Below are 14,521 nucleotides of genomic sequence, written 5' to 3' on the forward strand. Positions count from 1 at the left end.
ATACGCCTTCCTTAAAAGTCGTCCAGTAAACGTTCTTCCAGTTGTTCAACTTGCTGCTGTAATTTATCCAGAAAACGCAATTTACGAACGGCATCGGCTGCTTGTTCCCACTGCTGTTCATTCAATTGCTGCTCCATTTGCTGACCACGGGTTTTAATCATCCCGTTCAGACGTGCAGCAAAATCTGCCAATGCCATTTCTGCATCTGCTTTATTTTCAATAAACTCTAACTCTTCCCGCAACATAAGCTGTTCCATCAGGAAAGCGTTGTCATTCATGGTATGTTGCTCGTTGGCTAAATCAAAACCCTGTAGAGAGAGTATATATTCAGCACGTTTCAGTGGGTGTTTAAGCGTTTGATAACCATCATTGATAGTCGCTGCCTGCTGCAACGCCAGCGTTTTTTCGCGCTCTGGTTGACTGGCAAAGCGATCAGGATGAAACTGACGCTGCAATTCCTGATAACAGTTTGTCAGTTGTTCACGGTCAATAGCATAACGAGCCGGCAGCCCGAATAGAGTGAAATAGTCCATAATCTAAACTTATTCTCTGGATTTAGCCGAAAAACGGAATTAAACGTTAAAACTTTCTCCACAACCACATTCGCTGGAAACATTCGGGTTGTTGAATTTAAAGCCTTCATTAAGGCCCTCTTTAACAAAATCCAGTTCTGTACCGTCAAGATAGACCATGCTTTTACCATCCACGATAACTTTGACACCCTTATCTTCAAACACAGTGTCGTCTTCGTTAATCACGTCGGCAAATTCAAGCAAATATGCCATACCTGAGCAGCCTGACGTTCTGACACCAAGGCGTAAGCCAACACCTTTTCCACGGTTACTCAGGAATGACGAAACGCGTTGTGCAGCACTTTCTGTAAGGGAAATTGACATACAACAACCTCACTTTTCAAAACCAGCAAAGGCGGATACTGGATGGTATAAACAGCCAGTATCCACCAAATTCATATTCTATTTTCTTATTCTCAAGGGCAATTATTTGCCCTGGCGTTTACTTTTGTAATCCGCAATGGCTGCTTTAATTGCATCTTCTGCCAGAATAGAACAGTGAATTTTCACTGGTGGCAGCTCTAATTCATCTGCAATTTCAGTATTTCTAATCGCTTCTGCCTGCTCCAGAGATTTGCCCTTCATCCACTCAGTGACTAAAGAGCTGGAAGCAATTGCAGAACCGCAACCATAAGTTTTGAAACGCGCATCTTCAATAATGCCTTCATTATTGACCTTGATTTGTAGTTTCATAACGTCACCACACGCCGGAGCACCGACCATGCCGCTGCCAACCGTTGGATCTTCATTATCGAAGGAACCAACGTTACGTGGGTTTTCATAGTGATCAATTACTTTTTCGCTGTAAGCCATAGTTGTTACCCCCAAAGCCGTCTAATTAGTGATGAGACCATTCGATACTGTTAAGATCTACACCTTGTTTGAACATTTCCCACAGTGGAGAAAGCTCACGCAAGCGGCCAATAGATTTGTGAATCAGTTCAATGGCGTAGTCGATCTCTTCTTCCGTGGTAAAGCGCCCTAAAGAGAAACGGATAGAGCTGTGGGCCAGTTCGTCATTCATACCCAACGCACGCAATACGTAGGAGGGCTCCAAACTTGCAGAAGTACATGCGGAACCCGAAGAAACCGCCAGATCTTTTAATGACATCATCAGTGATTCACCTTCAACATAGTTGAAGCTGACATTCAGAATGTGTGGCGCACCGTGCTCCAAATCACCGTTAAGGAAAACTTCTTCGATATCTTTGATACCATTCCACAGGCGCAAACGCAGACCACGCAGACGTTGAGATTCGCTTTCCATCTCTTGTTTAGCAATGCGATAGGCTTCACCCATACCGACAATTTGGTGAACGGGTAAAGTGCCAGAACGCATACCACGTTCATGACCACCACCATGTTGCTGAGCTTCAATACGAATGCGTGGTTTGCGGCGAACGTACAGTGCACCAATTCCCATCGGCCCATAAATTTTATGCGCCGAGAAAGACATCAGGTCGACTTTCAGTTTAGTTAGATCGATAGGGAGCTTACCTACGCTCTGAGTGGCATCAACATGGAAAATGATGCTGCGGCTGCGACACATTTCGCCAATAGCAGCGATGTCCTGTACCACACCAATTTCATTGTTAACGTGCATGATAGAAATCAAAATAGTGTCATCACGCATCGCAGCTTCCAGATCTTTTAAATCAATCAGCCCATTGCTTTGAGGCGCCAGATAAGTGACTTCAAATCCTTCACGCTCTAGCTGACGGCAAGTATCCAGAACCGCTTTATGTTCAGTTTTGCTGGTGATGATATGCTTGCCTTTTTTCTGATAAAAATTAGCCGCACCTTTAATAGCTAGATTATCTGATTCAGTTGCGCCGGAAGTGAAAACAATTTCACGCGGATCAGCGCCCACTAAATCAGCAATCTGATTACGGGCAATATCAACCGCTTCTTCAGCCTGCCAGCCAAAACGGTGAGAACGGGAAGCCGGGTTACCAAATACCCCGTCCATGGTCAGATATTGCATCATTTTTTCAGCAACACGCGTATCAACCGGTGTCGTTGCTGAGTAGTCTAAATAAATGGGTAATTTCATTGCTTACATGCTCCCTACTTCTAATACTTCAATTCATCACAAGTTCTGCTTATGCGCGCAGATTGACATTAATTGTTTCTTGTGCTCTGCCATTAGGCGTACGGCGTTTATCGTTATCTTGACGATCAGCAACATCTAACACTTCTTGATTATTAACTAATTCTTTTAAACTGATACTACTCAGGAAGCTGGTAATACGATCACTCAAATCGCGCCACAAAGCATGTGTCAAACAACGATCACCACCCTGACACCCTTCTTTACCCTGGCAACGGGTAGCATCTACTGATTCATCAACAGCGAAAATAACTTCGGAAACAACAATTTTACCCGCATCTCTGCCAAGTAAATAACCACCACCCGGACCACGGACGCTTGAAACCAAACCATTTTTACGCAAGCGAGAAAATAATTGTTCAAGGTAGGAGAGGGAAATACCCTGACGTTCAGAAATGTCGGCCAAGGGCACCGGACCTTCTTGTGAGTGTAACGCCACATCAAGCATGGCAGTTACTGCATAACGCCCTTTAGATGTCAATCTCATAAATGAATTACCCCGTGGTGAAATATGAATGAAATTGTGTCATTCCTGAGTATTTTAGTCAACTATTTAACCTAGTAATTCACTCAACTATTTTTCGCCCATTTTTCAACCGAGGTCAGTATGCCACGCAGAATATTCAGCTCTTGCGCCTCAGGCCGAGCACGAGTAAAAAGCCGTCTTAATTTATTCATTATTTGACCAGGATGAGCTTTCCTGATGAAACCAGAATCATGCAATACATGCTCAAGGTGATGATAAAAACGTTCCATATCATCGGCTAATGGATATTCAGTCTCGTCTGCTTCCGGCTCAACTTTATCCTGACGCGCGAGATAGGCCATACGGATTTCATAACTTACGAGCTGAACCGCCATTGCCAGATTTAATGAACTGTATTCTGGATTAGTCGGGATATTCAGATGAAAATGGCACTTCTGCAATTCTTCATTAGTGAGTCCCACACGCTCACGCCCAAAAACAATGGCAACAGGCGCATGTTCAGCTGCTTGAACGCTACGCTCACCACATTCACGAGGTTCAACCATCGGCCATGAAAGGGTTCTTGAACGAGCACTGGTACCAATGACCAGTTCACAACCCGCCAACGCTTTATCCAGACTATCAACAATAGTCGCATTACCAATAACATCGCTGGCACCAGCAGAGAGAGCAATTGCATGAGAATCTGGCTGAACTAGTGGATTAACCAGATAAAGATTGGTTAATCCCATTGTTTTCATTGCCCGGGCAGTTGAACCCATATTCCCTGTATGGGAAGTTTCAACCAGGATAATGCGGATATTTTCTAACATGACAACTTCTGGACTAGTTATAAGAGCCAAATATCTTAACACAGCATTAGTCATTTTTCAGAACTACTGCTATACTGCGCGCCGATTAATTATCCGTTCTTTAACATCCTGGTGGAAAATATCCCATGCATCCGATGCTGACCATCGCCATACGCGCCGCGCGTAAGGCCGGCAACTTGATTGCCAAGAATTATGAAACTCCTGATGCGGTTGAAGCGAGTCAAAAAGGCAATAATGACTTTGTGACCAACGTTGACAAAGCTGCTGAAACGTTAATTATCGACGTTATTCGCAAATCTTATCCTAAGCACACGATTATTACTGAAGAAAGTGGAGAACTGGCAGGCGAAGACGATGATATTCAATGGGTAATTGATCCACTGGATGGCACTACTAACTTTATCAGGCGTCTCCCCCACTTCGCGGTTTCTATTGCAGTGCGCATTAAAGGTCGCACTGAAGTTGCTGTTGTTTATGATCCAATGCGTAATGAGCTGTTCACCGCCACCCGTGGTCAAGGCGCTCAGTTGAATGGTTACCGTCTGCGTGGTACCAATGCCCGCGATTTAGATGGCACTATTTTGGCAACAGGTTTTCCATTCAAAACAAAACAGCATTCCACTGTTTTCATTAATACTTTGGGCAAATTATTTATTCGTTGCGCCGATTTCCGCCGTACAGGTTCAGCCGCGCTGGATCTGGCTTACGTTGCGGCTGGCCGGGTTGATGGTTACTTTGAAATTGGCCTGAAGCCGTGGGATTTTATGGGTGGTGAACTGTTAGTTCGTGAATCTGGCGGTATCATTACTGATTTCGTTGGCGGCCATAATTACATTCATTCCGGTAATCTTGTTGCGGGTAATCCACGCGTTGTCAAAGATATTTTGGCCGAAATGCGTGATGAATTATCAGAAGCATTGAAACGTTAATTCAAAGCCAATATTTAAAGCAGGAATTGCAGGCGATATCCTTTGAGCCTGCAATTCCATTTGACAACAAAAAAGTCATCAATGAACTTTTTTGTTGTCGTTTTAAACCTAAATTACTCCGCTAACCAATAAACGGCTTCATAAGGCTGTAGCTGTCTGTTTTTTGCAGGTAGCTGGTGTTCAGGATAATTCCCCATTAACTTAACCCATGAGCAATGGGATAAAGAAGCATCCAGTGACCACTCCTGCCCCTCCGCGCTGAGATTGGCGATAACCAGCAACGTTTGATTTTCCCAACGACGAATATAACACCAAAGAGAAGGATGAGATGGCAATAAGTCTTCATAGCTGCCATAAGTCAGTACAGGATATTCCTTACGCAACTTTATTAAGCGTGCATAACAATGAAAAACTGAATCATCATCCTGCATAGCGTTTTCAGCATTTACTTCCTGGTAATCACTATTTAGCGCGAGCCACGGTTCCCCCTGAGTAAATCCTGCATTATGAGTTGCATTCCACTGCATCGGCGTTCGCCCATTATCACGAGATTTCTTCGCTAAGACCGATAAGATTTTTTCTTTATCATCGCCCAGCTCAATCTTCTCCTGATAAATATTTAAACTTTCTATATCCCGATAATCTTCAATTTGAGAAAAATTAGGGTTAGTCATCCCCAATTCTTCCCCTTGATAGATGTAAGGAGTTCCTTGCATACCATGCAACACCATTGCCAACATTTTAGCAGATGGAACCCGTAATGCCCCTTCACCACCAAAACGTGAAACAATACGCGGCTGATCGTGATTACACCAGAACAATGCATTCCACGCCCGTTCATACATCCCTTGCTGCCATTTAGCAAAAATTTTCTTCAGCTCAATAAAATCAGGTGGTGCTGTCACCCATTTTTCACCATTGGGGTAATCGACTTTCAGGTGATGAAAAGCAAAAACCATCGATAATTCTTCACCACCTAACGAGGAATAACGCTGACAATTTTCCAGGGAAGTAGAAGACATTTCCCCAACAGTCATCACCCCCGCAGGTTGGAATGCTTCTCTATTTATTTCCTGCAAAAATTCATGAATACGCGGACCATCAGTATAGAATTGGCGCCCATCTCCTTCAGTTGCCTCAGGAAAGTCCTGCTGCTTAGAGACCAAATTGATCACATCCAGACGGAATCCATCAACGCCCAAATCAGCCCAAAATTCACAAATCTTTTTAAGTTCAGCTCGTACTGGTTCATGCTCCCAATTTAGATCCGCCTGCTCAGTGGCAAACAGGTGTAAATAATACTGTTTGCTTTCCGCGTGCCATTCCCAGGCATTCCCTCCAAATTTTGACACCCAATTATTAGGCGGTGTCCCCGGCACCCCATCCCGCCAGATGTAATATTGCCGGTAAGGGCTATTAATATCTTGTGCTTGTTTGAACCAAGGGTGTTGAGTCGATGTATGGTTGAAAACAATATCCACGATAATACGAATATCACGTTGATGTGCTTCATCGACCAAACGCTTAAAATCATCCATTGATCCATAAGCTGGATCAATCGAATAATAATCAGCGACATCATAACCATTATCTACCTGTGGTGAGAGGTAAAAAGGAGTCACCCAAATAGCGTCTACTCCCAGTTTTTTCAAATAATCAAGCCGGTAAGTGATGCCGTTAAGATCGCCAGTTCCACTACCAGTAGTATCCTGGAAACTTTTAGGATATATCTGATAGATGACACCTTGTAACCACCATGGAATTATTTTGTCCATCAAAAACACCTTATCAATATATTTCCTGAATTAAAGTTACTTTTATACCCTTCATCCTTCAAGTTGCCTCTTTGTTGGCTGCACTCACTCACCCCGGTCATAGAGTTATCTATACCCTTCATCTTTCAAGCTGCTGCTTTGTTAGCTGCGTTCACTTACCCCAGTCACATCGTTATCTATGCTCCTGGGGATGCGTTCTCTTGCCGCCGCGGTCCATCTTGAAATCTATTGGGTATATATCTGTTAATCAGGTGAAGATTTAACAGAATTATTCAACAGCTAACACATTACTCATATTCTTCTTCCGATAAACAATCGTCGTCAATACCAGCGGAATAATGACAGCCACGAGTATAGCTAATGCGTAAATTGCCCAGAATTGCGGTTTAATCGAAAGAATACCTGGCAGACCACCGACACCAATACCATTTGCTAATACACCACTCAATCCACAAATTAATCCAGCGAAACCAGAACCAATCATGGCACAAAGCATAGGAAATCGGTATTTGATATTAATACCATACATAGCAGGCTCAGTGACGCCCAAATATGCTGAGATCGCTGCCGGTACAGATAACTCACGTTCATGATGCTTTTTACTGACCAAAATAATGCCAACAACCGCTGAACCTTGAGCAATATTAGATAATGCAATAATAGGCCAAATCGGCGTTCCACCTATACTTTGCACCATCTGCATATCTATCGCTAATGTGGTTTGATGAATACCCGTGATAACCAACGGCGCATAAAAAAATCCGAATAAAGCCGCGCCTATAGGAGCAAAACTTCCTGTCATCAACGTCTTAACAACCCAAGCGACACCGTCTCCAAGTAACCGACCAAACGGCCCAATAAGGCTATGCGCTAAAAAGGTTGCTAAGATCAACGAAACAACAGGAACAATCACCAAATAGAGATAACTAGGAACCACCCGTTTTAACTGAATTTCAATCCACCCTAAAGTAATACCTGCCAATAGTGACGGAATAACTTGTGCTTGATAACCAACTTTATCAATCGTAAACAAGCCAAAATTCCATATATCAGGAATATGTTGCCCTAATTGATAAGCATTCATTAGTTGAGGAGACACCAATGTTATTCCTAATATAATTCCTAATATCGGTGTCCCACCCATTGTCCTGACGGCTGACCAACAAATACCTACTGGCAAATAGAAGAAAATAGCCTCACCTAACAGCCATAAAAAATCATATATTGTTTTCCAGATAGGATATATTTGGGCTAAAGATTTACCTTCACTGAAAGGAATATCACCAATAATATTACGGAAGCCCAAAATAAGCCCACCGCTAATTAATGCCGGTAGCAAAGGAAAAAATATTTCTGCAAACTGAGAAATAATACGCTCTTGCCATTTCATATTTTTTTTCTTAGCCTGCTTTTTCTCAACCTGCTGTATATCTTTTTGACTTAATTCAGATTGACCAAGATAGCTGTTTAAAACCTGATAATAATCACCAACATTAGTACCTATCACTACCTGAAACTGCCCTGCATTGGTAAAACACCCTTTAACCATCGGCAGATTTTTTATTTTATCTGTCATCGCCTTATCGGGTTCAACCAATACAAACCTCAATCGAGTAATACAATGAGTCACATTGGCTATATTTTCACAACCACCGATTAATGTAATTAGTTTTTCTATATCTTTAGAATTTATTTTATTTTTCATCATAGCCAATCATTATAAGTTAGTATCAATCACTAATTAGCATGCTTAGTAAAGTAATTTCATCCTAATATCATTCAGTAATGCTTGTCATGGGAACGTTCCCAAAAATGCGCTAAAGATCACACTGAAACTACAATATTCTTACTTTTAAGCCAATTTACTGGGAATGATTACCTGCTGTTTTGGGTATTGTTGATTTATCTGAGCCATCAATTGATTAGCCGCATACTTACCGGCTTCACTATAGCCCAAATCCACAGAAAGCGTGTTAGGGTATAAAAAATTCAGCAAAGGTGTACTGCCAATACTACCTATCTGTATATCTTCCCGGTTATTTTGCTGCAAATACTTATATGCTCCTAACGCCAGGCTGTCTGTTGCACAGATTAAAGCCGTCGTTTCCTTTATTAGTACTTTGTCTACATGCTGAAATCCACTCTGATAACTTAAATCACATTGAACTGACAGTGGGCGTAACTCTTTCTGTTCACAGCAACTTAAATAGGATTGATGACGACGAAACCCTGTCGTGGTATCACAATCACGTACCCCAAGAAAACTAATATCTCTGTGACCACGCTGGTAAAGCTCATTCATTAGTAAGCGAACAGCACCTGCATCGTCATAACATATGGAAGAAAAATCAGCATATTCACGTGCAAATACCACTATTCTGTCACGCCAGGGAAACAAGAATTCTTCTGATAATCCTGTAAAACCAAACAAAATAACACCATCCGCATTACGTAACGCCAGCTGACGTAGATGTTCCTGTAAAAGCTGCGGATTAAAATTACTTTCCATAATAATAGGATCATAACCATGCTGATAAAATAGGGGTAACATCGTACTTATAGACAGATTTTCCGAAAATGATCCTAACCGTGACACAATTAAGGCGATAATTTTGTCACTTTTCACCCGCATCGCTCTCGCAGATTTAGAGGGAATAAAGTTATTTTGGTGAATAATCGCTTCGACTCTTTCACGTACCTGTGAACTTACGCTATTTTCATTGTTTAATACACGCGATACAGTTGATTTACTCACATTAGCCAGACGTGCGATATCTTTTATTGTTAACTTGTTCGACATGATATCTCATAAAAATATTATTAAAGCTATGCCAGTTTCTTACAAAAAATCCCATAAGAAACTGAACCTATGTTGTTAATAATTATGAGCTTTAACCTGTGGCCGCAAGAAGATGGCAGGAAAAGCAACTAAAGCCATTACCCAGAAAATTCCACTGTGCAGATAATCATACATAAATCCTGCAATTACCGTCATGACAGCAATACCGCCTCCCATTGCTAACGCAGAATAAGTCGCCTGCAATCGAACGATTTCCCCTTCCTTTCTGGCACCGATAAAACGCATTGCCGCCAGATGGCAAACCGTGAATGTGCCACAATGCAGGATTTGCACAACAATCAACACTGGCAATGTAGTGAATGTTCCCATTAATCCCCAGCGAACAACTCCACATATACCGGAAAGCAGCAAAAGGCTACGAGCATTCCAACGGCGAAATAACTTATTACTCAGTGTAAAAATAACAACTTCAGCTATTACTCCTAACGACCAAAGATAACCGACTGTCGAGGCAGAATAACCCGCTTTCTCCCAATAAATTGCACTAAAACTGTAATATCCTGCGTGAGCGCCTTGCAACAAAGCCACACAGAGCAGGAATTGGCGTATCGATTTTTCAGACAACAGCTGTTTAAATGACACCATATCAACTTTGGTTGATTTTATGTTACTAGCAGGCATGATGGAGGGTTTCAGCAATGTTGCCAGTAGCGTTGATGAGGCACTGAACAGAATAGTGATAAGAATAACTTGATGTCCCCATACAGAGATAAATTCTCCGGTCAACGCAGAACTGATAATAAAAGCAATTGAACCCCAAACCCGTATTTTACCGTAATCAAAGGGAAATTGTTTTTGCCAGGTTCCTGCCAGCGCGTCACTTAATGGCATCATTGGCGAAAAAAACAGGTTGAAGCCAATCATGATAAATAAGAGCCATGCCCAGTGATTTCCCAATGTAAAACCGATAAGGAAAACCAAGGTCAATAGTGCCAATATACGCAGTGCAAGAATAAGAGCTGCCGGATTCTTCACCGTAGGGGCGATCAGTAAACTACCCACAAAACGAGAAACTAAACCCGTGCCCAATAAAATCCCTATCATATCAGGTGTTATGCCTTCCCCCTGAAGCCAAACTGCCCAGAAAGGCAAAAATATCCCATAAGAAAAGAAGTACGTGAAATAGTCTAACGCCAACCAACGTGTTGACTGAATAACCATTAATCCTCCTGGTTAATAATGCAAAAAACCTGCTCGACACTAACTTAAGCAAACAAGGTTAGCTGGAGCAGGTTTTAATAATTATTTATTAAAAAATCATAACTTACGCGTAAACCGGATATTTCGCGCAAATAGCCAGAACTTTTTGCTTAGTCGTTTCAATGATCGCTTCATCATTGATGTTGTCTAATACATCGCACATCCAACCTGCTAATTCCTGAGCTTCTACTTGTTTGAAACCACGGCGGGTAATTGCAGGAGTACCAATACGTACACCAGAAGTCACAAACGGACTCTTCGGATCATTGGGTACACTATTTTTGTTTACGGTAATGTTTGCACGACCCAACGCAGCATCAGCGTCTTTACCAGTGATATCTTTATCAACCAGATCCAGCAGGAATAAATGGTTCTCTGTACCACCGGAAACGACTTTATAGCCACGCGCCAGGAAGACCTCAACCATTGCTTTAGCATTATCAGCAACCTGGTGTTGATATGCTTTGAATTCTGGCTCCATAGCTTCTTTCAATGCAACTGCCTTACCGGCAATAACATGCATCAAAGGTCCACCCTGGCAACCAGGGAACACAGAAGAATTCAATTTCTTATACAGTTCTTCGTCGCCACCTTTTGCCAGGATCAAGCCACCGCGTGGACCCGCCAATGTTTTATGCGTCGTGGTAGTCACAATGTGAGCATGAGGAACTGGGTTAGGATAAACGCCTGCGGCAATTAGACCAGCAACATGAGCCATATCAACGAACAAATAAGCGCCGATACTGTCTGCAATTTCACGCATTCTTGCCCAGTCAACCACACCGGAGTAAGCAGAAAAACCGCCAATAATCATTTTTGGCTGATGTTTTTGAGCTTGTGCAGCGATATCGTCGTAATCAATCTTACCGCTTTCATCAATACCGTAAGGCACGATGTTATATAACTTACCAGAGAAGTTAACTGGGGAGCCATGAGTCAAATGACCACCATGTGCCAAATTCATCCCCAACACCGTATCACCGGGTTGCAGCAAAGCCATATAAACTGCCGCATTCGCTTGAGAGCCAGAGTGAGGCTGAACGTTGGCATAATCAGCACCAAACAGCGCCTTAGCACGATCAATAGCCAATTGTTCAACAACATCTACATATTCACAACCGCCGTAATAACGTTTACCCGGGTAACCTTCGGCATATTTGTTAGTGAGCTGAGAGCCCTGTGCCTGCATAACTCTTGGGCTGGTATAGTTTTCAGAAGCAATTAACTCGATATGTTCTTCCTGACGAACAACTTCTTGCTCCATCGCCTGCCATAGTTCGGGATCATAATTAGCAATATTCATTTCACGCTTTAACATTGGATTCTCCTGACTCAGCTAACTTCTCTTCAAACAACACCCCAAAGGGCAGAATGGCACACAGTGTAAACTCTTTTCATAGAATGAGATAGTCTTGACAAAATATTTTACGCAAACGATTGCATATCAATTGCAACAAGGTATTAGTTTTCCCAGATATAACAAAAATTCCCTGTATTTCTGGACATTGTCGGGATTTGTGACCTAAGGCAGCCTCAGTCTTAGTATAAATATCTGCTACGAATATTTTTTTATCATAAAGACCACATTTTATATTTACAAAATCGCCAAAAAATTATAAGTTGCATTTAATTTACATGTTATAGTTTTCATGATCACTTGAAAAAAATTCAGGAGTTTCAATCATGCTGGATAGTCAAACCATTGCAACTGTCAAATCTACTATTCCACTGCTCGCTGCTACTGGCCCGAAACTGACAGCCCATTTTTATGAACGGATGTTCAAACATAATCCTGAGCTGAAAAATATTTTTAATATGAGCCATCAACTTAATGGCGATCAGCGTGAAGCCCTATTCAATGCCATCTGCGCCTACGCGGCCAATCTTGACAATCTGACAGCCCTCTTGCCAGCCGTTGAAAAAATTGCTCATAAACACGCCAGTCTGAACATTCAACCAGAACATTATCAAATTGTCGGCACTCACCTGCTGGCAACATTGGATGAAATGTTCCAACCGGGAAATGAAATTCTGGACGCTTGGAGAAAAGCTTACGGTGTGCTGGCTGATGTTTTTATCAATCGTGAAGAGCAGATCTATCATAGTGGCGAATCGACAGATGGCGGCTGGCGTGGCTTGCGCCCATTCCGTATCAGTCAGAAACAAGTAAAAAGTGATGTCATTTGCAGCTTTGAGTTTGTGCCACAGGATGGCGGAAAAGTGATGGACTACAAACCCGGCCAGTATTTAAGCATTTATTTGGAAGATGATAGTTTTGATAACCGTGAAATCCGCCAGTACTCATTGACAACAGCACCAAATGGCTCCAGCTATCGCATTGCGATCAAACGAGAGCCACAAGGAACAGTTTCTAACCATATGCACGATAAGATACAAGAAGGCGACACCGTTTGGCTGGCCGCTCCACGCGGAGATTTTTTCCTTGATATTAAGCCAGAAACACCTGTTACTCTGATTTCTGCGGGGGTTGGCCTGACACCGATGATGAGTATGTTGCATCAACTGCACCAGCAAAATCACGACAGTCAGGTTAACTGGTTACATGCAACAGAACACGGTGGTCATCACGCATTTATCAATGAAGTCACAAACATCGCGCAAGCAATGCCGAATCTTAACAGCACAATTTGGTACCGCGAACCAAGAGATGAAGATCAACAAGGTATTCATTATCAACACAAAGGTTTTATGGATCTGGCAGTGCTGAATGAGACACTTAAAACCGAAGGAATGCATTTTTATTTCTGTGGTCCCGTTCCTTTTATGCAATATGTGGCGAAACAGTTATTGGATATGGGAATTGATCAACAATTTATTCACTATGAATGCTTTGGTCCGCATAAAGTGATTTAAATTTTCAGTTTAGTATTAAAAAAGTTATACGGTGAAAATAGCTAATAAAGTGAACTGAAGCTATCTTCAATTTATTGACTCTGATGCTCAATATTTATGTGCATTGAATGTGCTTAATATGACCGAAAAAACCAATTCATCACTATTTTAGAGACTTTAATGGAGTTTGTTTATCATGGAGCCTGTCCCGCAAGGCGTCAGCTCCATTGATTTCAAAAATCACAGGTAAACTTACTTTGAATGGCAATTAATTTTGCCCCACAAGCGGTTTGCATTCCTTCAAGCACAATCGGTTTCCCTTTATATTTTAAAGAGTCAGCACCCTGAATAATAGGAAATACACCTTGGCATTGAGGGCACTCTACCAAATCACCTTTACCCGCGATAGGAATGCCCTTGTGAGTATAGTCATCAATAGCGGTAATCACCTTACCGCCATGATCTGTCGTATCACCCAGCAGAATAACTGCTTTTACCATTAACGTTCTCCACCGTTTTTCAATTGGTAAATAACACCATCTCCATCACACTTCGGTAATTAATGGTAATAATCCTAAGATTTGCTGTGTGACACAGAATAAATCCATTAATACCGAATCTACAGTAATAACTTCCTGCTGTTCATAACGTACATTAATTTTTAAACGAATAATTGCCATTTAAACCTCTAATTAAGCTGTCGCCGCCAAATTGGCGCAGGGTGTATAGTGAACACTGATATTTTCATATTCACTAAACAATATTTTAAAATAGCCAGAACTGACAGGCTGTAAAAAATGCCATTCCACATGAGGAGTCCCCTCCAGTACATCACAGACCGTTTGATGCCTTTTTGCTTGATTTCGCGCAGAAATCTGGCCTTTCCACCAAATTTTTGGTTCACCTTCAATATCAAAAAACTG

15 protein-coding genes and 1 pseudogene are annotated in these 14,521 nt (G+C 42.0%); 2 read left to right on the top strand and 14 right to left on the bottom strand.

Going from position 1 to position 14,521, the window contains the following annotated elements:
• Window positions 1-11: 11 nt before the first annotated feature.
• From hscB to trmJ, 6 genes are all read right to left on the bottom strand, one after another.
• Window positions 12-533, bottom strand: coding sequence for a co-chaperone HscB (hscB, locus tag BO26_RS20665; protein ID WP_036774750.1), 522 nt, complete (start codon window positions 531-533; stop codon window positions 12-14).
• A gap of 39 nt (window positions 534-572) precedes the next feature.
• Window positions 573-896, bottom strand: coding sequence for an iron-sulfur cluster assembly protein IscA (gene iscA / locus BO26_RS20670; protein ID WP_036774752.1), 324 nt, complete (start codon window positions 894-896; stop codon window positions 573-575).
• A gap of 102 nt (window positions 897-998) precedes the next feature.
• Window positions 999-1,385 (bottom strand): Fe-S cluster assembly scaffold IscU, encoded by a 387-nt coding sequence (iscU, locus tag BO26_RS20675; protein WP_036774753.1) that lies wholly within the window; start codon window positions 1,383-1,385, stop codon window positions 999-1,001.
• 25 nt (window positions 1,386-1,410) lie between these two features.
• The gene (locus BO26_RS20680) at window positions 1,411-2,625 is read right to left on the bottom strand and encodes an IscS subfamily cysteine desulfurase (protein WP_036774755.1); all 1,215 of its coding nucleotides are present in this window, start codon (window positions 2,623-2,625) and stop codon (window positions 1,411-1,413) included.
• A gap of 49 nt (window positions 2,626-2,674) precedes the next feature.
• A complete protein-coding gene (iscR, locus tag BO26_RS20685; protein WP_036774756.1) occupies window positions 2,675-3,169 on the bottom strand; it encodes a Fe-S cluster assembly transcriptional regulator IscR in 495 nt (164 codons plus the stop codon).
• Between the two features lie 83 nt (window positions 3,170-3,252).
• A complete protein-coding gene (trmJ, locus tag BO26_RS20690; protein WP_036774757.1) occupies window positions 3,253-3,981 on the bottom strand; it encodes a tRNA (cytosine(32)/uridine(32)-2'-O)-methyltransferase TrmJ in 729 nt (242 codons plus the stop codon).
• Window positions 3,982-4,106: 125 nt separating this feature from the next.
• Between trmJ and suhB the strand changes: the two genes are divergently transcribed.
• The gene (gene suhB, locus BO26_RS20695; protein ID WP_036774758.1) at window positions 4,107-4,910 is read left to right on the top strand and encodes an inositol-1-monophosphatase; all 804 of its coding nucleotides are present in this window, start codon (window positions 4,107-4,109) and stop codon (window positions 4,908-4,910) included.
• Between the two features lie 113 nt (window positions 4,911-5,023).
• Here the strand turns inward: suhB and treC are convergent, their stop codons facing one another.
• From treC to glyA, 5 genes are all read right to left on the bottom strand, one after another.
• Window positions 5,024-6,685 (bottom strand): alpha,alpha-phosphotrehalase, encoded by a 1,662-nt coding sequence (gene treC, locus BO26_RS20700; protein WP_036774760.1) that lies wholly within the window; start codon window positions 6,683-6,685, stop codon window positions 5,024-5,026.
• Window positions 6,686-6,953: 268 nt separating this feature from the next.
• Window positions 6,954-8,393: a PTS trehalose transporter subunit IIBC gene (gene treB / locus BO26_RS20705; protein ID WP_110882829.1), complete on the bottom strand. Its 1,440-nt coding sequence runs from the start codon at window positions 8,391-8,393 to the stop codon at window positions 6,954-6,956.
• Between the two features lie 144 nt (window positions 8,394-8,537).
• Complete coding sequence (gene treR, locus BO26_RS20710; protein ID WP_036774762.1) at window positions 8,538-9,485, bottom strand: trehalose operon repressor TreR; 948 nt, start codon at window positions 9,483-9,485, stop codon at window positions 8,538-8,540.
• A gap of 75 nt (window positions 9,486-9,560) precedes the next feature.
• Window positions 9,561-10,706 carry a 3-phenylpropionate MFS transporter gene (locus BO26_RS20715; RefSeq protein WP_036774763.1) on the bottom strand — a complete coding sequence of 382 codons (1,146 nt, stop codon included), beginning with the start codon at window positions 10,704-10,706 and terminating at the stop codon, window positions 9,561-9,563.
• A 103-nt stretch (window positions 10,707-10,809) separates the two neighbouring features.
• Window positions 10,810-12,063, bottom strand: a complete 1,254-nt coding sequence (gene glyA / locus BO26_RS20720; RefSeq protein WP_036774764.1) for a serine hydroxymethyltransferase — start codon at window positions 12,061-12,063, stop codon at window positions 10,810-10,812.
• A 365-nt stretch (window positions 12,064-12,428) separates the two neighbouring features.
• Here glyA and hmpA point away from each other — a divergent pair, with 365 nt between their 5' ends.
• Window positions 12,429-13,619 (top strand): NO-inducible flavohemoprotein, encoded by a 1,191-nt coding sequence (gene hmpA, locus BO26_RS20725; protein ID WP_036774765.1) that lies wholly within the window; start codon window positions 12,429-12,431, stop codon window positions 13,617-13,619.
• A 212-nt stretch (window positions 13,620-13,831) separates the two neighbouring features.
• Here hmpA and BO26_RS20730 read toward each other — a convergent pair whose 3' ends face one another.
• The 3 genes and pseudogenes from BO26_RS20730 to BO26_RS20735 all read right to left on the bottom strand — a co-directional run.
• Window positions 13,832-14,098: a PAAR domain-containing protein gene (locus tag BO26_RS20730; protein WP_036774766.1), complete on the bottom strand. Its 267-nt coding sequence runs from the start codon at window positions 14,096-14,098 to the stop codon at window positions 13,832-13,834.
• Window positions 14,099-14,143: 45 nt separating this feature from the next.
• Complete coding sequence (locus tag BO26_RS24475) at window positions 14,144-14,278, bottom strand: hypothetical protein (protein WP_268870630.1); 135 nt, start codon at window positions 14,276-14,278, stop codon at window positions 14,144-14,146.
• A 12-nt stretch (window positions 14,279-14,290) separates the two neighbouring features.
• Window positions 14,291-14,521 (bottom strand): annotated as a pseudogene (locus tag BO26_RS20735) (restriction endonuclease fold toxin 5 domain-containing protein); the annotation flags it as partial.

The organism is Photorhabdus australis DSM 17609, from assembly GCF_000711895.1.
Classification (GTDB): domain Bacteria; phylum Pseudomonadota; class Gammaproteobacteria; order Enterobacterales; family Enterobacteriaceae; genus Photorhabdus; species Photorhabdus australis.